Annotated in this window: 21 protein-coding genes; 4 read left to right on the top strand and 17 right to left on the bottom strand. The window is 71.7% G+C overall.

Annotated features, from left to right (window positions below; genetic code table 11):
- The first annotated feature begins 154 nt into the window (after positions 1-154).
- A complete protein-coding gene (locus FHX78_RS26990; protein WP_145872175.1) occupies positions 155-1,327 on the top strand; it encodes a TerD family protein in 1,173 nt (390 codons plus the stop codon).
- A gap of 50 nt (positions 1,328-1,377) precedes the next feature.
- Here the strand turns inward: FHX78_RS26990 and FHX78_RS26985 are convergent, their stop codons facing one another.
- The 3 genes from FHX78_RS26985 to FHX78_RS26975 all read right to left on the bottom strand — a co-directional run bounded on the left by FHX78_RS26985 (position 1,378) and on the right by FHX78_RS26975 (position 5,081).
- Complete coding sequence (locus FHX78_RS26985; RefSeq protein WP_145869998.1) at positions 1,378-1,947, bottom strand: TetR/AcrR family transcriptional regulator; 570 nt, start codon at positions 1,945-1,947, stop codon at positions 1,378-1,380.
- Positions 1,948-2,021: 74 nt separating this feature from the next.
- On the bottom strand, positions 2,022-3,479 hold the full coding sequence (locus FHX78_RS26980; protein WP_145869997.1) for an alkaline phosphatase PhoX: 1,458 nt from the start codon (positions 3,477-3,479) through the stop codon (positions 2,022-2,024).
- 159 nt (positions 3,480-3,638) lie between these two features.
- On the bottom strand, positions 3,639-5,081 hold the full coding sequence (locus tag FHX78_RS26975; RefSeq protein WP_145869996.1) for a hypothetical protein: 1,443 nt from the start codon (positions 5,079-5,081) through the stop codon (positions 3,639-3,641).
- Between the two features lie 214 nt (positions 5,082-5,295).
- Between FHX78_RS26975 and FHX78_RS26970 the strand changes: the two genes are divergently transcribed.
- A complete protein-coding gene (locus FHX78_RS26970) occupies positions 5,296-7,113 on the top strand; it encodes an endonuclease/exonuclease/phosphatase family protein (protein WP_145869995.1) in 1,818 nt (605 codons plus the stop codon).
- Here the strand turns inward: FHX78_RS26970 and FHX78_RS26965 are convergent.
- The 3 genes from FHX78_RS26965 to FHX78_RS26955 all read right to left on the bottom strand — a co-directional run bounded on the left by FHX78_RS26965 (position 7,073) and on the right by FHX78_RS26955 (position 8,768).
- A complete protein-coding gene (locus tag FHX78_RS26965) occupies positions 7,073-7,840 on the bottom strand; it encodes an antibiotic biosynthesis monooxygenase (protein WP_145869994.1) in 768 nt (255 codons plus the stop codon). The two genes, FHX78_RS26970 and FHX78_RS26965, sit on opposite strands and share 41 nt — an antisense overlap.
- 158 nt (positions 7,841-7,998) lie before the next feature.
- Entirely contained in the window at positions 7,999-8,355 is a 357-nt protein-coding gene (locus tag FHX78_RS26960; RefSeq protein ID WP_145869993.1) for a DUF3618 domain-containing protein, read from the bottom strand.
- On the bottom strand, positions 8,352-8,768 hold the full coding sequence (locus FHX78_RS26955; RefSeq protein ID WP_145869992.1) for a phage holin family protein: 417 nt from the start codon (positions 8,766-8,768) through the stop codon (positions 8,352-8,354). Before FHX78_RS26955 ends, FHX78_RS26960 begins: the two co-directional genes overlap by 4 nt.
- Positions 8,769-8,899: 131 nt before the next feature.
- Between FHX78_RS26955 and dapA the strand changes: the two genes are divergently transcribed.
- Positions 8,900-9,784, top strand: a complete 885-nt coding sequence (dapA, locus tag FHX78_RS26950; protein ID WP_167531865.1) for a 4-hydroxy-tetrahydrodipicolinate synthase — start codon at positions 8,900-8,902, stop codon at positions 9,782-9,784.
- Between the two features lie 137 nt (positions 9,785-9,921).
- Here the strand turns inward: dapA and FHX78_RS26945 are convergent, their stop codons facing one another.
- The 11 genes from FHX78_RS26945 to FHX78_RS26895 form a co-directional block, all read right to left on the bottom strand.
- Positions 9,922-10,161 carry a hypothetical protein gene (locus FHX78_RS26945; protein ID WP_145869990.1) on the bottom strand — a complete coding sequence of 80 codons (240 nt, stop codon included), beginning with the start codon at positions 10,159-10,161 and terminating at the stop codon, positions 9,922-9,924.
- Positions 10,162-10,292: 131 nt separating this feature from the next.
- The gene (gene dapD / locus FHX78_RS26940; RefSeq protein WP_145869989.1) at positions 10,293-11,282 is read right to left on the bottom strand and encodes a 2,3,4,5-tetrahydropyridine-2,6-dicarboxylate N-succinyltransferase; all 990 of its coding nucleotides are present in this window, start codon (positions 11,280-11,282) and stop codon (positions 10,293-10,295) included.
- A gap of 92 nt (positions 11,283-11,374) precedes the next feature.
- Positions 11,375-11,695, bottom strand: a complete 321-nt coding sequence (locus FHX78_RS26935) for a DMT family transporter (RefSeq protein WP_145869988.1) — start codon at positions 11,693-11,695, stop codon at positions 11,375-11,377.
- 88 nt (positions 11,696-11,783) lie between these two features.
- A complete protein-coding gene (locus tag FHX78_RS26930) occupies positions 11,784-12,116 on the bottom strand; it encodes a metal-sulfur cluster assembly factor (RefSeq protein ID WP_145869987.1) in 333 nt (110 codons plus the stop codon).
- A complete protein-coding gene (gene sufU / locus FHX78_RS26925; protein WP_145869986.1) occupies positions 12,113-12,577 on the bottom strand; it encodes a Fe-S cluster assembly sulfur transfer protein SufU in 465 nt (154 codons plus the stop codon). Before sufU ends, FHX78_RS26930 begins: the two co-directional genes overlap by 4 nt.
- Before the next feature lie 11 nt (positions 12,578-12,588).
- Entirely contained in the window at positions 12,589-13,845 is a 1,257-nt protein-coding gene (locus FHX78_RS26920; RefSeq protein WP_145869985.1) for a cysteine desulfurase, read from the bottom strand.
- Positions 13,842-14,606, bottom strand: coding sequence for a Fe-S cluster assembly ATPase SufC (gene sufC, locus FHX78_RS26915; RefSeq protein ID WP_145869984.1), 765 nt, complete (start codon positions 14,604-14,606; stop codon positions 13,842-13,844). Before sufC ends, FHX78_RS26920 begins: the two co-directional genes overlap by 4 nt.
- A gap of 7 nt (positions 14,607-14,613) precedes the next feature.
- Positions 14,614-14,931, bottom strand: a complete 318-nt coding sequence (locus FHX78_RS26910; RefSeq protein ID WP_145869983.1) for a non-heme iron oxygenase ferredoxin subunit — start codon at positions 14,929-14,931, stop codon at positions 14,614-14,616.
- Positions 14,928-16,148 (bottom strand): Fe-S cluster assembly protein SufD, encoded by a 1,221-nt coding sequence (gene sufD / locus FHX78_RS26905; protein ID WP_145869982.1) that lies wholly within the window; start codon positions 16,146-16,148, stop codon positions 14,928-14,930. The genes FHX78_RS26910 and sufD overlap by 4 nt, the downstream gene beginning before the upstream one ends.
- Before the next feature lie 58 nt (positions 16,149-16,206).
- On the bottom strand, positions 16,207-17,628 hold the full coding sequence (sufB, locus tag FHX78_RS26900; protein ID WP_145869981.1) for a Fe-S cluster assembly protein SufB: 1,422 nt from the start codon (positions 17,626-17,628) through the stop codon (positions 16,207-16,209).
- Entirely contained in the window at positions 17,625-18,383 is a 759-nt protein-coding gene (locus tag FHX78_RS26895) for a helix-turn-helix transcriptional regulator (protein ID WP_229924078.1), read from the bottom strand. Before FHX78_RS26895 ends, sufB begins: the two co-directional genes overlap by 4 nt.
- Before the next feature lie 125 nt (positions 18,384-18,508).
- Here FHX78_RS26895 and FHX78_RS26890 point away from each other — a divergent pair, with 125 nt between their 5' ends.
- The gene (locus tag FHX78_RS26890) at positions 18,509-19,321 is read left to right on the top strand and encodes an AAC(3) family N-acetyltransferase (RefSeq protein ID WP_145869979.1); all 813 of its coding nucleotides are present in this window, start codon (positions 18,509-18,511) and stop codon (positions 19,319-19,321) included.
- Positions 19,322-19,344: the final 23 nt, after the last annotated feature.

Below are 19,344 nucleotides of genomic sequence, written 5' to 3'. Positions count from 1 at the left end.
CCGGCGTCCGCGTACGAGGCCGCGGGCCGACCGCGGTCCGGGGCACCGCCCCCGGGACGGGACGGGAAGGGGCGGCCGGGGCGACGTCCCGGCCCGATCGGACCAGGTAAGGGAACGGTAAAACGCCCCCGCTCGTTCACCCGGCATGACAGCTATGACCCCCGGCTCGAACATCCCCCTCCCCACCGCCCGCGTGACGGTGGACGTCGCCGCCCCGGTGCGGCTCGACGTTTCGGGCCTGCTGCTCACCGCCGACGGCAAGGTGCGCTCCGACGACGACTTCATCTTCTACAACCAGCCCGCCGGCCCCGGCGTGACCCACCGCTCCGGCGGCGGCACCGCCCCGGACGCCATCACGGTCGACACCGCGGCCCTGCCGCCCGGCATCGAGAAGATCGTCGTCACCGCCAGCCCGGACGCCGCGGGCCAGACCTTCCAGGGCATCGAACCGACCGCCACCCTCCGCAGCGCGGACGACAACGCCGTCCTCGCCACCTTCACACCCCCGCGGCTCGGCAGCGAGACCGCGCTGGTGATCATCGAGATCTACCTGCGCAACGGCGCCTGGAAGGCCCGCGCCGTCGGCCAGGGATACGCCAACGGCCTGGCCGGCATCGCCACCGACTTCGGTGTCACGGTCGAGGAGCCCGCCGCCCCGGCCCAGCCGGCCGCCCCGCAGGCACCCCCCATGCCCGCCACCGCCCCCGCCGCGCCCCCGGCCGCCCCGCCCGCCGCCGCCCCCGGCACCGGGAAGATCAACCTCGACAAGGGCCGGGTCAGCCTCCAGAAGAACCAGACCGTCTCCCTGATGAAGGGCGGCCGCCCGCTGCTCTCCCAGGTCAAGATGGGCCTCGGCTGGGAGCCCGCCTACCGCGGCAAGGACATCGACCTCGACGCCTCCGTCATCGCCTACGGCCCGCAGCGCAACCACATCGACAGCTGCTACTTCGGCAAGCTCCAGATCGTGAACGGCGCGATCCGCCACTCCGGCGACAACCTCACCGGCGAGGGCGGCGGCGACGACGAGGTGATCACCGTGGACCTCGGCCGTCTCCCCCAGGAGGTCAGCGGCCTGGTCTTCACGGTCAACTCCTTCACCGGGCAGAAGTTCACCGAGGTGGCCAAGGCGTACTGCCGCCTGCTGGACGCCACCACCGGCGAGGAACTGGTCCGCTTCGACCTCACGAGCGCCGAGCCGCAGACGGGCGTGATGATGGCGAAGCTGATCCGCCAGTACTCCGGCGAGTGGGAGATGACCGCGATGGGCGACTTCGTGAAGTCCCGCACCGTCCGCGGGATGGTGAAGCCGGCCGCCCAGGCCCTCTGAGCACCCCCGCGGGACCGAAGGGCGCCCCCACGACCGAGGGGGCGCCCGGCCTACGCCCGCAGCCCCGTCATCAGCAGCTCCAGGTAGCGGCGGACGTGCGCGCCCTCCCCGCCCGCCAGCTCCGAGGCCGTCGCCACGCCGTGGGCCAGCCGCAGCACGTCGACCGGCTCGACGTCCGCCCGCACCGCGCCCGCCTCCACGGCCGCCCCGACCAGCCGGGCCACGGCCCGCAGCAGCGGATCGCAGCAGTCGGTGGCGTCGCCCGCGGGCGTGCCGCCCCCGACCGCCGTGCCGAGCAGCACCCGCAGCCCGCGGAGCTGGATCATCCCGGCGCCCAGCTCGTTCAGCCACTCCACCAGCGCCTCACCGGGCGGCAGCCGCTCGCCCAGCTCGGCGGCGCGCGCCGCGATCGACTCGATCCGGTCGACGTAGGCGGCCTCCAGCAGCGCCCGGCGGGTCGGGAAGTGCCGGTAGAGCGTGCCGGAGCCGACACCGGCCCGCTTGGCGATGTCGTCGAGCGAGGCGCCCTCGCCGTACGTGGCGAAGGCCTCCACCGCCACCTTCAGCAACCGCTCGTGATTGCGCCGAGCGTCCGCGCGCATGGGCCTGACCTGGGCCATCAGTCACTCCTCGCCCCCGGGGACCCTCCCCGTAGCCTATCGAGGGCGGGCGGGGAGGTTCCCGGGCCGGGAGGTCAGCCGCGCTTCTGCCGCTTCCAGGGCCCGGTGATGGCGAGCATGATGCCCGGTTCCTGGATGTTGGCGTAGAGGGTCCTGCCGTCGGGCGAGAAGGTGACGCCGGTGAACTCGCTGAACTCGGGCTCCTCCTCGGTGCCGATGTTCAGTTCGTTGCGGGCGATCGGGTAGGTGCGTCCGCTGTCGGTGGCGCCGAACAGGTGCTGCACGCCCTCGCCGTCCTCGGCGATGATCAGCCCGCCGTACGGGGAGACGGTGATGTTGTCGGGGCCGTCGAAGGCGCCGTCCTCGGCCGGGTTCCGGTTGACGCCGAGCAGCACCTTCAGGGTGAGGGTGCGGCGCTTGGGGTCGTAGAACCAGACCTGTCCGTCGTGCTGGACGGGGCTCTCGTCACGGGCGTACGAGGCGACGATGTACGCCCCGCCGTCGCCCCACCACATGCCCTCCAGCTTGCGGGCGCGGGTGACCTCGCCCTCGCCGAACTGCTCGCGGACCGCGACCTCGCGGGCGTCCCGGTCGGGCACGTCGACCCAGTCGACGCCGTACACGGTGCCGGTCCTCGTGGCGCGGGACAGGTCGTCGACGTACCGGCCGCCGGAGTCGTAGCACTTGGGCGCCTGGAGGACGCCGGCGTCGTCGGCGAGGTTGCGCAGCGTGCCGGGGCCGTAGCGGAAGCCCTCCGGCGGGGTCCAGCGGTAGAAGAGGCCGTTGGGCTCGTCGGCGTCCTCGGTGAGGTAGGCGTGGCCGCGCTTGGTGTCGATGACGACGGCCTCGTGGTCGTAGCGGCCGAAGAACTTCAACGGCTTGGGGTCGCGGTTGGCGCGCCGGTCGGCGGGGTCGACCTCGAAGACGTAGCCGTGGTCCTTGGTCATGCCGTTCTCGCCGGCCCGGTCGGAGTTCTCCTCGCAGGTGAGCCAGGTGCCCCAGGGGGTGCTGCCGCCGGCGCAGTTGTTGGCGGTGCCGGCGATGCCGACCCACTCGGCGACGCCGCCGTCGGGGCGGACTTCGACGACGGTGCAGCCGCCGGGTGCGGCCGGGTCGTAGACGAGGCCCTCGACGAGCGGCACCGGGAACTCGACCTCGTCGCGGGGGCCGTCCATCTCGTGGTTGTTGACCAGGAGGGTGGTGCCGCGCGGGCCGGGGAAGGCGGCCGTGCCGTCGTGCTCGGCGGGCGTGAACTCGCCCGACTCCAGGCGGGTCCTGCCGGTGTGGGTGAGGACGCGGTAGGTGAATCCCGCGGGCAGGGCGAGGAGCCCGGCCGGGTCCGGGACGAGCGGCCCGTAGCCGACGCCCCCGTGCCGGTCCGCCGTGTCCTCGGCGTGCTCGTCCGCGGTCTCGGTGTCGGCGGACGCGAGGGCGTTGGGCGCGGAGGCGAGGGCGCCGACACTGCCCGCCAGCGCGACGCCGGCACCGGCGATCGCGGACGTTCTGGCGAAGTCCCTGCGGGTGAGCGACATGCTGTCTCCTGTGACGGTGGATAGGCCGTGGAGGGTGGCGGACCCCGTTCGCCCGCCACGCTCCCGCCCGTCCCTGAACACCGGTTGAACGCCGAGGGGCCCACCGGTTCTCGCTTCCGTGAACCGCGCGCTTCCCCGCGGCCGCCGCGCGAGGTCGGGTCAGCTGCCGTGCGGGGACTGCGACCGCGCCTTGAACGCCGCCTTCCGCGCCTCCTTGGCGATCTTCTTGTCCGGGTGGAGGCGTCCCATGGCCTCCAGCACGTCCGCCGTGGCCGGGTGGTCCACCCGCCAGGCGGCGGCGAAGAAGCCGCTGTGCCGGCCGGCCAGTCCCTCCACCAGGGAGCGCAGTTCCTCGGAGTTGCCCTCGGCCGCGAGCTGGGCGGCCACCGTGTCGATGGTCAGCCAGAAGATCATCGCCTGGGACGGCGGCGGCACGTCCGCCGCCCCGTGCTCGGCCAGCCACACCCGGGCCAGGCCGCCGAGTTCGGCGTCGTCGAGCACCTCGCGCAGCGCGGGCTCCGCCGAGGCGCCGACCAGCGACAGCGCCTGCTGGCAGCGCAGCCTGCGCAGCGGCGCGCCCTCGTCGGCGCCCCGGGCCGCGGCCAGCAACTCCCGCGCAGCGGCGAGCGGTTCGCGCCGGGACAGCCAGTGCTCGGTCTCCGCGTGGGCCGCCGCCGACGGGAAGACGGCCGTGCCGTCGAGCAGCGCGTCCGCGCCCTTGTCCGCGAGGTCGCCGACGACCGGGGCCTGGAAGCCGGCCTCCAGCAGCCGGGCGCGCAGTCCGTACAGTCCGAGCGGGGTCAGCCGCACCATGCCGTACCGGGCGACGTCGGTGTCGTCCAGCGGCGCCGCGGGCTCCTCGTCGCCGTCGGCCATCAGCGCCTCGTCGACCGGCCGGTACTCCACGAGCCCGATCGGCTCCAGCATCCGGAACCGGTCGTCCAGCCGCATCATCGCGTCGGACACCTGCTCGAGGACGTCGTCGGTGGGCTCCGCCATGTCACCGGGCACGATCACGGAGGCGGCCAGGGCGGGCAGCGGCACCATGGCGGCGCCGGGCCCCTCCTCGCCGACGGTCAGCAGGTACAGGTTGCCCAGCACCGCGTCGAGGAACTCCGCCTCGGCCTCCGGCTGCCAGTCCAGCGCGCCGAGGTCGAGTTCGCCGGAGCCGTCCCCCTCGGCGATGGCGTCGACCAGCCCGCCGAGGTCGGGGACGCTCGCGTCGGCGAGCACCGTCTCCAGGGCGGTGAGCCACACCCCGAGCACGTCCTGCGGCGAGCCCCCGGTGAGCAGTGCCGGGCCGGCGCCCGCGGCGACCGTCCCCTCCTCCTCGTCGACCACCTCGACGAGCCCGGTGTCCACGGCGACCCGCCAGGCCTCGGAGGCGTCGGCCGCGGCGTCCTCGCCGGTCAGCCCGAGCTCCGCGGCGGCGGCCGGAATCTGCTCCTCGACGAGGCTGCCGCCGGCGTCCACCCGGGTGCCGGGGCCGGCCCAGCGGGCGAGCCGGGCGGCCCGGGACAGCAGCGGGGTGGACAGGGCGTCGCGCGCCAGCTCCGCTTCGGGGTGCAGCCGCGCCGGGGGCATGATGGAGCTGTCTGACATCGGCTGTTTCTCCTAGGGCGCCTCTTACGACTCAGCCGCTCAGCCTAGACGGATTTCCACCCATGCCGCCCGCTTCATCTCCCCTTCAGCGGCCGTACATGGCCGAAACCTTGACAAGTGGCGTGACCAGGCTGGAGATTGACGCGCGTAGACCGGGAGTGACGCACGCTCCACCCTCCTCCCGGCGCAGATCACGTCCCCGGAGGGAAATCCGTTGCCGAGCAAGTCGTCCGCGCGTCTCGCCGCGCTCACCGTCGCCGCCGTGTGCTCCGCGGCGTCCACCGTCGTCCTCACGTCGCCCGCGCACGCGGAGACCGTGCGCATCCATGACCTCCAGGGCGACACCCGCATCTCGCCGTACGCCGGCGAGCAGGTCACCGACGTGACCGGGATCGTCACCGGCATCCGCACCTACGGCTCGTCCCGCGGCTTCTGGATCCAGGACCCCGCCCCGGACGCCGACCCCGCCACCAGCGAGGGCGTCTTCGTCTTCACCGGCTCCACGCCGAAGGGGGTGGCGGTCGGCGACGCCGTCACGGTGTCCGGCACGGTCTCGGAGTACGTCCCCGGCGGCACGTCCTCCGGCAACCAGTCCCTGACGGAGATCACGCGTCCGACCTTCACGGTCGTCTCCGGCGGCAACGAGGTCCCGGCCGCGGTCACGATCGACGAGCGGTCCGTCCCGGACGCCTACACGGCGTCGCCGAACGGCTCGGTCAACGCGCTCCCGCTGCGCCCCGCCGAGTACGCCCTGGACCACTACGAGTCCCTGGAGGGCATGAACGTCCGGGTCTCCGACACCCGGGTGGTGGGCGCCACCGACCCGTACACGGAACTCTGGGTCACGGTGAAGCCCGACGAGCACCGCAACCACCGCGGCGGCACGGTCTACGGCTCCTACGACGCCCAGAACACCGGCCGGCTCCAGATCCAGTCGCTGGGCAGGGCGGCCGACTTCCCGGACGCGAACGTCGGCGACACCCTCGCCGGCACCACCTCGGGCCCGCTGGACTACAACCAGTACGGCGGCTACACCCTCGTGGCCGCCGAACTCGGCACGCTCCAGGACGGCGGCCTGCGGCGGGAGACCACCCGCGAGCAGCGCGCCGGCGAACTGGCGGTCGCCACCTACAACGTCGAGAACCTCGACCCCTCCGACGACACCTTCGCCGCGCACGCCGCCGCGATCGTGAACAACCTGCAGTCGCCCGACATCGTGTCCCTGGAGGAGATCCAGGACAACAACGGCGCCACCGACGACGGCACGGTGGCGGCCGACCGGACGATGGCCGCGCTCATCGACGCCATCGAGACGGCGGGCGGCCCGCGCTACGACTGGCGCTCGGTCGACCCGGCCGACAAGGCCGACGGCGGCCAGCCCGGCGGCAACATCCGCCAGGTCTTCCTCTTCAACCCGGACCGCGTCTCCTTCACCGACCGGGCCGGCGGTGACGCCACCACCCCGGTCGACGTCACCAAGGTCCGCGGCAAGGCGGCCCTGACGCTCTCGCCGGGCCGCGTCGACCCGGCGTCCGCGGCCTTCGACAACAGCCGCAAGCCGCTGGCCGGGGAGTTCGTCTTCCGCGGGCGCACGGTGATCGTGATCGCCAACCACTTCGCGTCCAAGGGCGGCGACCAGGGCCTGACCTCGCAGTACCAGCCGCCGTCCCGCGGCTCGGAGGAGCAGCGCCACCTCCAGGCGCGGGCCGTCCACGACTTCACCGCGAAGATCCTCAAGGCGCAGAAGAACGCGGACGTCGTGGTCCTCGGCGACATCAACGACTTCGAGTTCTCCACCACGACCGACCTCCTCGAGGGCGACGGCACCCTCTGGTCGGCCATCAAGTCCCTTCCGAAGTCCGAGCGTTACTCGTACGTCTACCAGGGCAACAGCCAGGCCCTGGACCAGATCCTGATCAGCCCGTCAATCCGCCGCTCGCACGCGTTCAGCTACGACAGCGTGCACCTCAACGCCGAGTTCCACGACCAGATCAGCGACCACGACCCGCAGGTCCTGCGGTTCCGTCCGTAGTCCCGCCCGGGGCCGGCCGAACCCTTCGGCCGGCCCCGCCGGGCACGAGCCCGAGCGCGTGCACGTACCGCCGGACGGTGCTGCTCCGCAGCCCGGGCCACTCCTGCACCCGGCGCCACGCGGCGCTCCCCGACCCGATTCCCGGTCCGGGCGCGGCCAGGGCGTCCCGGTGCGCCCGGGCGCTCTCCCACTCCGCGTAGTTGAGCACCCGGTCCCCGTCGGTCCCGAGGTGGAAGTGGGCGGAGATGCCGCCCGCGGGCGGCTCGGCCTCACCCTCCAGCGCCTCGAAGACGGCGTCGGTCCAGCTCCGCAGCCGTCCGGCGTCGGAGCCCTCGAACTCGACGTCGACGATCACCACGCACCCGGGCACCGGGCTGCCGTCCCGCACCCCGCTGCGGTAGTGCCGGTACCGGTGCAGCGCCACCCGCTCGATCCCCGGCACGGCGGTGTCGATCTCGTCCACCCGCTCCTGCCGGTGCGTCTTCACGAACGACTCGTACGCCCCCTCACTCGCCCACTGCGAGTAGTGCAGCAGCGTGTCCCCGTCCTCGCCCGCGTAGACGTGGTAGCCGAGCAGATCACGGGCCGGCCAGGGCCGCCGCTCCCAGGTCCGTCCGATGGCCTCGACGGCCTGCCGCTGCCGTTCGGGCGTGCCCACCCGCCAGGTGCTGAACAGGGACGCCCCGATCCGCGGGTCGGCGAGGTCGGGCTGCCGGGTCGTACGCATGGCTTCCTCCGTCGGTGGGTGACGACCCCACCCTCCGACCTCAACCGGACTTGAGGTCAAGCGCCGACCGCACGGGAAGCGAAGGGGCCGGCCGGGCGCACCTCCGCCCGACCGGCCCCACCGCGCCCCGCCCACCGGCTGTGGGCACCCGGATCCGCTCAGCCGCGGTGCCGCCGCCGCGTCATCACGCCCATGGCGACGATCACCGCCACCGCCGCGGCGGCCAGGAGGATCGGCTTGCGCTGCCGGGCCCCGACCTCACCGGCGTGCGCGGCGCTGCTCCGCAGCTGCACGGTCATCGCCCCGGCCCGGTCCCGCAGGTCGTCGGCCCGGGCCCGCGCCCGCCCCTTGACGTCCATCTTGCCCGCCAGTTCCTCGACGGTGTCGCCGAGTTCGTGCCGCGTCCGCTCGATCTGCCGCCGCAGCTCGTCCGGCCCCTTGGCCCCCCGCGCCGCCGCCGCGCTCTCCGCGCTCGCGTCGACATGGGACCCCGCGCGCCTCATATCGTGCGTCATCGGTGCGCCCTTCCCTTGATCTCCTCCACATCGGCCTTCACGCTGCCCAGCGTCCGTTCGGGCTTGGGCGGTGTGGCCCGGCGCAACTGCCCGCGACCGGCGAGGGCCAGCAGGCCCGCGAGGGCGAACAGCACCCCGGTGATGATCAGCGCCGCCGCCCACAGGGGCAGCACCAGATCGAGCGCGACGACACCCGTCGCGGCCAGCGCGAGCAGTCCCGCGTAGGCGAACGCACCCGCCGCGCCCAGCATCCCTCCGCCGCGGCCGGCCCGGCGGCCCTTCTCCGCCAGTTCCTCCTTGGCGAGGGCGACTTCCTGCCGGGCGAGCCGTGAGATCTGTTCGGTGGCCTGCCCGACGAGCTCGCCCACGCTGTGCTCGTCGCGAACCCGCCGATGATCGATGGTTCCGGTCACGACGTTGCCTCCTCTCGGTCGGGCTCTCCGGGTACCCCCCACCCATCCCCCCTATCCATGAAGCAACGCTTACCCGTACCGGACAGAACATTTAAGTGGAACTTCACTACCGAGCGGCCGAGACTACCCCCATGACGCCACCCTTCGGCCGCACCCTGTGCGCGATGATCACCCCGTTCACCCCCGCCGGCGCCCTCGACCTCGACGGTGCCCAGGAACTGGCCGCCCACCTGGTCGGGCGCGGCTGCGACGGCCTGGTCCTCTCCGGCACCACGGGCGAGTCCCCCACCACCACGGACGCGGAGAAGGCCGCCCTCATCGCGGCGGTGCGCCAGGCGGTCGGCACCCGCGCCACGATCGTCGCCGGCATCGGCACCCCCGACACCCTGCACACCACCCGACTGGCCCGCGAGGCCGAGCGGGCCGGCGCCGACGGCCTGCTGGTGGTCGCCCCGTACTACAGCCGTCCCCCGCAGGACGCGGTCGAGGCGCACTTCCGCCGGATCGCGGACGCCACGGGCCTCCCGCTGGTCCTCTACGACATCCCGGCCCGCACCGGCGTCCGTATCGAGGCCGACACCCTGCTCCGCCTCGCCGAGCACCCCCGGATCGTGGCGGTGAAGGACTGCTCCTACGACTTCCTGGCCGCCCAGAAGGTCCTCGCCCGCACCGGCCTCGCCTACTACGCGGGCTGCGACGAGCACAACCTCGCCCTCTACGCCGTCGGCGGCGCCGGATGCGTCAGCACGGTCGCCAATGTCGCCCCCGACCACGTCCGCGCGGTCCTGGACGCCTTCGACGCGGGCCTGACGGCCCGCGCGGCGCACCTCCAGCAGCGGCTCACGCCCCTCATCGAGGCGATGATGGCGAACGGCCTGCCCGGCACCGTCACGGCCAAGGCCCTCCTCGCCACCCTGTCCCTCCCCGCGGGCCCGGTCCGCCCGCCCCTGGCGCCCGCCGACCGCGCGACGACGGACGGGCTCAGGTCGGTCCACGACGCGCTGGTGGCCACCTGACCCGGCGCACGGCACGCGCCGCGAAGACGTACGGCGCGCGCCGGGGGGGAGACACGGCGCGCACCACGCAAAGAAGCGGGCCGGAACCGCATCACGCGTGACGACGCGTGCGGTCCGGCCCGCCGGAGCGAGACCCTTCAGTCCCAGACGTATCCGTCCCCGAGGAGCAGGAAGTGCTCCAGCACGTCCTCCGCGGGGTCGTCGATCTGCCCCGTGTTGGCGTTGAGCAGTCCGAACCGGTGGCCGTTGTGGGAGTTGGTGTTGGTCTCGTCCGCGTGGGCGGAACCCGCCAGCGTCCCGCACAGCATCACCACGGCCACCACCCCCATCACTCCGACCGCGTAGCGCAGCACGCCCCACACCCACTCGTTCGTCATCGCCCGTCCCCATTCCTTTATGTCAGTCGTCCCGGCGTCTGATCGGACTCTGTGTCCACCCGTTCATCTGCCAAAACGACCCCGGGGTCACGGGGAGTAACCCGTACGTGCATACGGGTGTGACAATCAGGTCAGTTGTGGCTGTGCAGGACCTCGTTCAGGCCGCCCCAGACCGCGTTGTTCGGCCGGGCCTCGACCGTGCCGGTGACGGAGTTGCGGCGGAAGAGGATGTGGGAGGCGCCGGACAGCTCACGGGCCTTGACGATCTGGCCGTCGGGCATCGTGACGCGCGTCCCCGCGGTGACGTACAGACCCGCCTCGACCACGCACTCGTCGCCCAGGGCGATGCCGACGCCCGCCTCGGCGCCGATCAGGCAGCGCTCGCCGACGCTGATGCGCACGTCGCCGCCGCCGGACAGGGTGCCCATGGTGGAGGCGCCGCCGCCGATGTCCGAGCCGTCGCCGATGACCACACCGGCGGAGATGCGGCCCTCGACCATCGAGGTGCCGAGCGTGCCGGCGTTGAAGTTGACGAAGCCCTCGTGCATGACGGTGGTGCCCTCGGCGAGGTGCGCGCCGAGCCGCACCCGGTCGGCGTCGGCGATACGCACGCCCTTCGGGGCGACGTAGTCCGTCATGCGGGGGAACTTGTCCACGGAGGTCACGGACAGGTGCAGGCCCTCGGCGCGGGCGTTGAGCCGCACCTTCTCGAGGTCGTCCACGGCGACCGGGCCGAGCGAGGTCCAGGCGACGTTGGCGAGGAAGGCGAAGATGCCGTCGAGGTTCTGGCCGTGCGGCCGGACCAGGCGGTGCGAGAGCAGGTGCAGGCGCAGGTAGACGTCGTGCGCGTCGATCGGCTTCTCGTCCAGCGAGGAGATGACCGTGCGGACCGCGACGACCTCGACACCCCGGCGGGCGTCCGGACCGACCGCGGCGGTGGCGCCGCCGCCCAGCAGTTCCGCGGCCCGCTCGGCGGAGAGCCGCTCGGTGCCGGACGGGCCGGGGTCCGCGGCCAGCGCGGGGGCGGGGAACCAGGTGTCGAGGACGGTGCCGTCGGCGGCGATGGTGGCGAGGCCGGCGGCCACTGCGCCGGTGGTGCTGTGAGCAGTCGTGTCGGTCATAAGGGCAACCTAACCGCCCGGTGGCCACGGACGCGAACCGGTCGGGGCGGCGTCTCAGGGGGCGGTCCGCCGGCGCGCCGCGCCCCCGCCGTTCAGTGCGCCCCGCCCAGGTTCAGCACCACCACGCCGACGATGATCAGCCCGATGCCGGCGGCCTTGGCGAGGGTGAGCCCCTCGCCGAGGAACATCGTCCCGATCGCCGCGATGACGGCCGTCCCCGCCCCGGACCAGATGGCGTACGCCGTGCCGACCGACAGGGACTTCAGGGTCTGCGCGAGGAGCGCGAAGGCGACGAGGTACCCGACGACGGTGACCAGCGAGGGCCACAGGCGGGTGAAGCCCTCGCTGTACTTCATGGCGGTGGTCCCGACGACTTCGGCTGCGATGGCTCCGGCGAGCAGTGCGTACCCCATGCCGGTGATCGTAACGAGGGCCCCCGGGACGCGAAGCGGCCCCCGGCGGAGCGCCGGGGGCCGCTTCGAGGTCCGTGAACGGGGACGCTCAGACGTTGAAGCCCAGCGCCCGGAGCTGTTCCCGGCCGTCGTCGGTGATCTTGTCGGGGCCCCACGGCGGCATCCAGACCCAGTTGATCCGCAACTCGCTGACCAGACCGTCCGTGGCGGACTTGGCCTGGTCCTCGATGACGTCGGTCAGCGGACAGGCCGCCGACGTCAGGGTCATGTCGATCGTCGCCACATTGGAGTCGTCGATGTGGATGCCGTAGATGAGGCCGAGGTTGACGACATCGATGCCCAGTTCGGGGTCGACGACGTCCATCAGGGCCTCGCGGAGCTCCTCCTCCGAGGCCGGCTTCATCTCCAGGGTCTCGCTCATGCCGTTGTCCTTTCGGCGTCGGCGCCCAGCGCCTGGGCCGTCGCGTCCTTCCACGCCATCCAGCTGAGGAGGGCGCACTTGACCCGGGCCGGGTACTTGGAGACGCCGGCGAACGCGACCGCGTCCTCCAGCACCTCCTCCATCGCGTCGTCGGGCTCGATCTTCCCCTTGGACTGCATCAGCTCCAGGAACGTCGCCTGGATCCTCTGCGCCTCGGCGACGTCCTTGCCCACCAGCAGTTCGTTCAGCACGGAGGCGGAAGCCTGGCTGATGGAGCAGCCCTGGCCCTCGTAGCTGACGTCGCGGATGGTCGTGCCGTCGTACTTCACGCGCAGCGTGATCTCGTCACCGCACGTCGGGTTGACGTGGTGCACCTCGGCGTCGCCATCCCTGAGACCCCGCCCGTGCGGGTTCTTGTAGTGGTCCAGGATGACGTCCTGGTACATGGAGTCCAGCTTCACGCCTCAGCCCCTCATCCGAAGAAGTTCCGTACGTGCTCCAGGCCGTCGACCAGTGCGTCGATCTCGGCCGGCGTGGAGTACAGATAGAACGACGCTCGCGTGGTCGCAGGAATTCCGTACCTGAGGCAGACCGGCCGCGCGCAGTGGTGGCCGACCCGGACGGCGATGCCCTGTTCGTCCAGGACCTGGCCCACGTCGTGCGGGTGGATGTCACCCAGGGTGAACGAGATCGCGGCGCCGCGCTCCTCGGCCGTGGCCGGGCCGATGATGCGCAGGTCCGGGACCTCGGTCAGGCGCTTGACCGCGTACTCGGTGATGGCGTGCTCATGGGCGAGGATCTTGTCCATGCCGATGGCCGACAGGTAGTCGATCGCCGCGCCGAGACCGACCGCCTGGGCGACCGGCGGGGTGCCCGCCTCGAACTTGTGCGGGGCCGGCGCGTACGTCGACGAGCTCATCGACACGGTCTCGATCATCTCGCCGCCGCCGAGGAACGGAGGAAGGTCCTCCAGGAGTTCCTGGCGGCCCCACAGGACGCCGATGCCGGTCGGGCCGCACATCTTGTGGCCGGTGAAGGCCACGAAGTCGGCCTGGAGGGCCTGGACGTCCAGCGGCATGTGCGGGGCGGCCTGGGAGGCGTCGATGCAGACGAGCGCACCGACCTCCTGGGCGCGGCGCACTATCGCCTCGACCGGGTTGACCGTGCCCAGGATGTTGGACACCAGCACGAAGGAGACGATCTTCGTCTTCTCGGTGATGATCTCGTCGATGTTGGAGAGGTCGAGACGGCCGTCGTCCGTCAGGCCGAACCACTTCAGCTTCGCGCCCGTGCGCTGCGCGAGCAGCTGCCACGGCACGATGTTGGAGTGGTGCTCCATCTCCGTGATGACGATCTCGGTCTCGTGGTCCACCCGGTAGGGCTCGTCGGCCCAGCCGAGCATGTTGGCCACGAGGTTGAGCGACTCGGAGGCGTTCTTGGTGAAGATCACCTCGTTGCGGCTGGGCGCGTTGACGAACTCCGCGACCTTGTCGCGCGCGCCCTCGTACAGTGCCGTGGCCTCCTCGGCGAGGACGTGCACGCCACGGTGGACGTTGGCGTTGTAGCGCTCGTAGTACTCGCTCAGCGCGTCCAGCACCTGGCGCGGCTTCTGGGAGGTCGCCGCGTTGTCCAGGTACACGAGCTTGTGCCCGTCGTGGACCTGGCGGTCGAGGATCGGGAAGTCCTTGCGGATCGCCTCGGTGTCGAGGAGGCCCGGCAGCTGTGTCACGCGGATGCGCCACCCTTCGTGTAGGCCTCGTAGCCCTCGGCCTCCAGCTTGTCGGCGAGCTCGGGGCCGCCGGACTCGGCGATCCGTCCGGCCGCGAAGACGTGGACGTGGTCGGGCTTGATGTAGCGGAGGATGCGCGTGTAGTGCGTGATCAGCAGGGTGCCGACCTCACCGGACTCGCGGACGCGGTTGACGCCCTCGGAGACGACGCGCAGGGCGTCGACGTCCAGGCCGGAGTCGGTCTCGTCGAGGATCGCGACCTTCGGCTTGAGCAGTTCGAGCTGGAGGATCTCGTGGCGCTTCTTCTCACCGCCGGAGAAGCCCTCGTTCACGTTGCGCTCGGCGAAGGCGGGGTCCATGTTGAGGCGCTCCATGGCCTCGCGGACCTCCTTCACCCAGGTGCGCAGCTTGGGGGCCTCGCCGCGGATGGCGGTGGCGGAGGTGCGCAGGAAGTTGGAGACGGAGACACCGGGGACCTCGACCGGGTACTGCATGGCGAGGAACAGGCCGGCGCGGGCGCGCTCGTCGACGGACATCTCCAGGACGTCCTCGCCGTCGAGGGTGACGGTGCCGCCGGTGATCGTGTACTTGGGGTGACCGGCCAGCGAGTAGGCGAGGGTCGACTTGCCGGAGCCGTTCGGGCCCATGATGGCGTGCGTCTCGCCCTGCTTCACGGTGAGGTCGACGCCCTTGAGGATCTCCTTCGTGGCGTTGTCGGCCTCGACGGTGACGTGCAGGTCTCGGATTTCAAGCGTTGCCATGGGTGCCTCAGGACTCCTGGGTGAGGGAGACGAGCACGTCGTCCCCTTCGATCTTTACGGGGTATACGGGGACGGGGCGCGTCGCCGGAAGGGCGTCGGGCTTGCCGGAACGGAGGTCGAAACGCGAGCCGTGCAGCCAGCACTCGATGTGGCAGTCGTCCACCTCGCCCTCCGAGAGGGAGACGTTCGCGTGCGAGCAGATGTCGTTGATCGCGAACACCTCGCCCTCGGTCTGCACGATGGAGACCGGCGTGCCGTCGAGGTCCACCCGCTTCGGGGTGTCCTCCTCCAGCTCGCTCAGCCCGCAGGCGCGTCGGAAGGTCATGAGACCGCCGCCTCCAGCTCCTCCTCGATCTTGGCCAGCAGGCGCTCCTCGATGTCCGGGACGCCGATCTGCTGGACGAGTTCGGCGAAGAAGCCGCGGACCACCAGGCGGCGGGCGTCCTGCTCCGGGATGCCGCGGGCCATCAGGTAGAAGAGCTGCTCGTCGTCGAAGCGTCCGGTCGCGGAGGCGTGTCCGGCGCCGACGATCTCGCCGGTCTCGATCTCCAGGTTGGGCACGGAGTCGACGCGGGCGCCGTCGGTGAGGACCAGGTTGCGGTTCATCTCGTAGGTGTCGGTGCCCTCGGCCTTGGCCTCGATGAGCACGTCACCGATCCACACGGCGTGCGCGGCGTCGCCCTGGAGCGCGCCCTTGTAGGCGACGTTGGACTTGCAGTGCGGCACGTTGTGGTCGACCAGGAGGCGGTGCTCCTGGTGCTGGCCGGCGTCGGTGAAGTACAGGCCGTACAGCTCGGCCTCGCCGCCGGGACCGGCGTACGTCACGCGCGGGTGCAGCCGGACGACGTCGCCGCCGAAGGTGACGACGACCGACTTGAAGGTGGCGTCCCGGCCGACCAGCGCGTCGTGCTGGGCGACGTGCACGGCCTTGTCGTCCCAGTCCTGGACGCAGACGACGGTCAGCTTGGCGCCGTCGCCGAGGACGTACTCGACGTTGGCGGCGAGCACCGCGTCACCGGTGTGGTCGATGACCACGAGGGCCTCGGCGAAGGCGCCGAGCTCGATCACCTGGTGGCCGTAGGCGGTGCCGCCCTCGCCGTGCACCGCGATGCGGACCGGCTCGGTGAGGACGGTCTCCTTCGGCACGGTCACGACCGAGGCCCGCTCGAAGGCGGAGTACGCCTGGGCGGCGACGCGGTCCACCGGCGTACCGGCGCGGCCGAGCCGCGCGTCGTCGCGGCCGACGGTCTCGACGACGACACCCTCGGGCGCCTCGACGGTGACCTTGACGCCCTCGCCGTTGGCGGTGGCGGTGCCGTCGTGCAGACCGCGCAGCCGCTCCAGCGGGGTGAACCGCCACTCCTCCTCGCGGCCGTGGGGGACGGGGAAGTCCGCCACGTCGAAGGACGGGGGCGCGCTCATGCGGGTGGCGACGGTCGACTCGGCGGCCACCGCGATCGAGCCGGCGGTGGTGGAGCCCACCGGTGGGGGTCCCCCCGCTCGAGTGGAACCGAGAGCGGGGGAGTTCTGAGCCTCAGCCATGGCTGTCGTAGTGCTCGCTTTCCTTTGCGTAAGGGGCTTGACGGAACGGCGCTGGTGCTTAGCCGACCGCGCCTTCCATCTGGAGCTCGATCAGCCGGTTGAGCTCGAGCGCGTACTCCATCGGCAGTTCCTTGGCGATCGGCTCGACGAAGCCGCGCACGATCATCGCCATCGCCTCGAACTCGCTCAGACCGCGGCTCATCAGGTAGAAGAGCTGGTCCTCGGAGACCTTGGAGACGGTCGCCTCGTGGCCCATGGACACGTCGTCCTCACGGACGTCCACGTAGGGGTAGGTGTCCGAGCGGGAGATGGTGTCGACGAGCAGGGCGTCGCAGAGCACGTTGGACTTGGAGCCCGGGGCGCCCTCTCCGATCTCGATCAGACCGCGGTAGGAGGTACGGCCGCCGCCGCGCGCCACCGACTTGGAGACGATGTTGGACGAGGTGTTCGGGGCCATGTGGACCATCTTGGCGCCCGCGTCCTGGTGCTGCCCCTCGCCGGCGAAGGCGATGGACAGGGTCTCGCCCTTGGCGTGCTCGCCCATCAGGTAGACGGCCGGGTACTTCATCGTCACCTTGGAGCCGATGTTGCCGTCGACCCACTCCATGGTCGCGCCCTCGTAGGCCACGGCGCGCTTGGTGACCAGGTTGTAGACGTTGTTCGACCAGTTCTGGATGGTCGTGTAGCGGCAGCGGGCGTTCTTCTTGACGATGATCTCGACGACCGCGGAGTGCAGCGAGTCCGACTTGTAGATCGGGGCGGTGCAGCCCTCGACGTAGTGCACGTAGGCACCCTCGTCGACGATGATCAGGGTCCGCTCGAACTGGCCCATGTTCTCGGTGTTGATCCGGAAGTAGGCCTGGAGCGGGATCTCGACGTGCACGCCCGGCGGGACGTAGATGAAGGAGCCGCCGGACCACACGGCGCTGTTCAGCGAAGCGAACTTGTTGTCACCGACGGGGATGACGGTCCCGAAGTACTCCTTGAAGAGCTCCGGGTGCTCCTTGAGCGCGGTGTCGGTGTCCAGGAAGATGACGCCCTGCTCCTCCAGGTCCTCGCGGATCTGGTGGTAGACGACCTCCGACTCGTACTGGGCGGCGACACCGGCGACGAGGCGCTGCTTCTCCGCCTCGGGGATGCCCAGCTTGTCGTAGGTGTTCTTGATGTCCTCGGGCAGGTCCTCCCAGGACTCCGCCTGCTTCTCCGTGGAGCGCACGAAGTACTTGATGTTGTCGAAGTCGATGCCGGAGAGGTCGGAGCCCCAGTTCGGCATGGGCTTCTTCTCGAACAGGCGCAGGCCCTTGAGGCGGAGCTTGGTCATCCACTCCGGCTCGTCCTTCTTGGCGGAGATGTCCCGGACGACGTCCTCGTTCAGGCCGCGGCGCGCCGCCGCACCGGCCTCGTCACGGTCGGCCCAGCCGTATTCGTACTTGCCCAGACCCTCCAGCTCGGGGTGGGCAGTCTCCGTGGGGAGAGTCATGCGGGGTTCCTCCCGGACGTGCTTGCAGATGCGTTGTGGGAAATCTTGGGGATGAACGTCGTGCAGACGCCGTCGCCGTGCGCGATCGTCGCCAGCCGCTGTACGTGCGTACCGAGAAGCTCGGCGAAAAATTCCGTCTCGGCCTCGCACAGCTGCGGGAACTGTTCGGCGGCGTGGGCGACCGGGCAGTGGTGCTGGCAGAGCTGTTCGCCGACCGGTGCGCTGCGCGCGGTTGCAGCGTACCCGTCCGCGCTCAGGGCCTTGGCCAGGGCTTCCGTCCGCTCGTCGGGGGCGGCGGCCTCGACCGCCTCGCGGTAGGCCTCCGCGTGGGCGGCGATCCTGGCGCGGGCGAACGCGGCGATCGCGTCGCTGCCGCCCTCCCGCTCACCGATCCAGCGCAGGGCGTCCACGGCGAGCTGGTCGTACGACTGGTCGAAGGCGTCGCGTCCGCAGTCCGTCAGGGCGAACACCTTGGCCGGGCGCCCGCGCGTGCGCGCGCCGTAGACGCGCCGCTCGCGCGCCTCCACCACGTTGTCCGCGGCCAGCGCGTCCAGGTGCCGGCGGACGGCCGCCTGGGTGAGCCCGAGGCGCTCGGCCAGCTCGGCGACGGTCGAGGGGCCGTGGTCCAGGATGGAACGGGCGACCCGGTTGCGGGTGGACCGCTCTCCGGTCGCCAGCTCCTCGCTGGGAGGCTCCGTTGATCGTGCGCCGTTTTTCACAACGCCATTGTTGCGTAATTCATCCGAGCCGGGCAAGCCGCGCCCGATCGACCCGAAGGTGCGCTGCATCACTTAGGTAGACCTAATCTGACCTGCGGAAACGATCTTTGATCGATCAATCCGGTGGCGTCGGACGACGGCGTGCGGGACACTGCCGGACCATGCCCACACCCCCTCCGACCGGCCCTCTTGTCACCCTCGGCAGTCTCACCGCGCAGCTGCGCGCCCGCGGCGTCCGGCCGGGTGAGACCCTTCTCGCGCATTCCTCGCTCAGCTCCTTGGGCTGGGTCAACGGCGGGCCGGTCACGGTCGTCCGGGCGCTGCTCGACGCGCTGGGCCCGGACGGCACCCTGGTGGTCCCCACCCAGACCGGCGGCCTCTCCGACCCGGCCGTGTGGCAGGCACCGCCGGTGCCCGAGGAGTGGTGGGAGACCATCCGGGCCACCATGCCCGCCTACGACCCGCTGACCACGCCCTCGCACGGGGTCGGCGTGATCCCGGAGACCGTGCGGACCTGGCCGGGCGCACGGCGCAGCGCGCACCCGCAGACGTCGTTCGCCGCGGTGGGCCCCCGCGCGGCGGAGATCGTCGACGGGCACGCGGCCGACTGCCGGCTCGGCGAGCGGAGTCCGCTGGCGAAGCTGGAGCGCACCGGCGCGCGGGTGCTGCTGCTCGGCGCCGGGTACGACAGCTGCACCAGCTTCCACCTCGCCGAGTACCGCGTCCCCTCCCCGCGCGTCGCGGTGGGCCGCCCCGGTCCGGGCGGCTGGGAGACGGTGACGGAGGTGTCGATCACCTCGGAGCGCTTCGACGAGCTGGGGTACGACTTCGAACGGGACCGTCCCGTCGTACGCGGCAGGGTCGGGGCGGCCGAGGCGCGGCTGTTCCCGGTGGCGGAGGCGGTGGCCTACGCCGAGCGGTGGCTGGCGGTGCACCGGCCCCGCGAGGAGGAGTTCCGGCACCCCAGGATCTGACCCCCGGCTCGTCTCCCTAGACT

It is taken from the genome of Streptomyces capillispiralis (assembly GCF_007829875.1).
GTDB lineage: Bacteria > Actinomycetota > Actinomycetes > Streptomycetales > Streptomycetaceae > Streptomyces > Streptomyces capillispiralis.
This window is presented reverse-complemented; position numbering and strand designations above follow the sequence as displayed.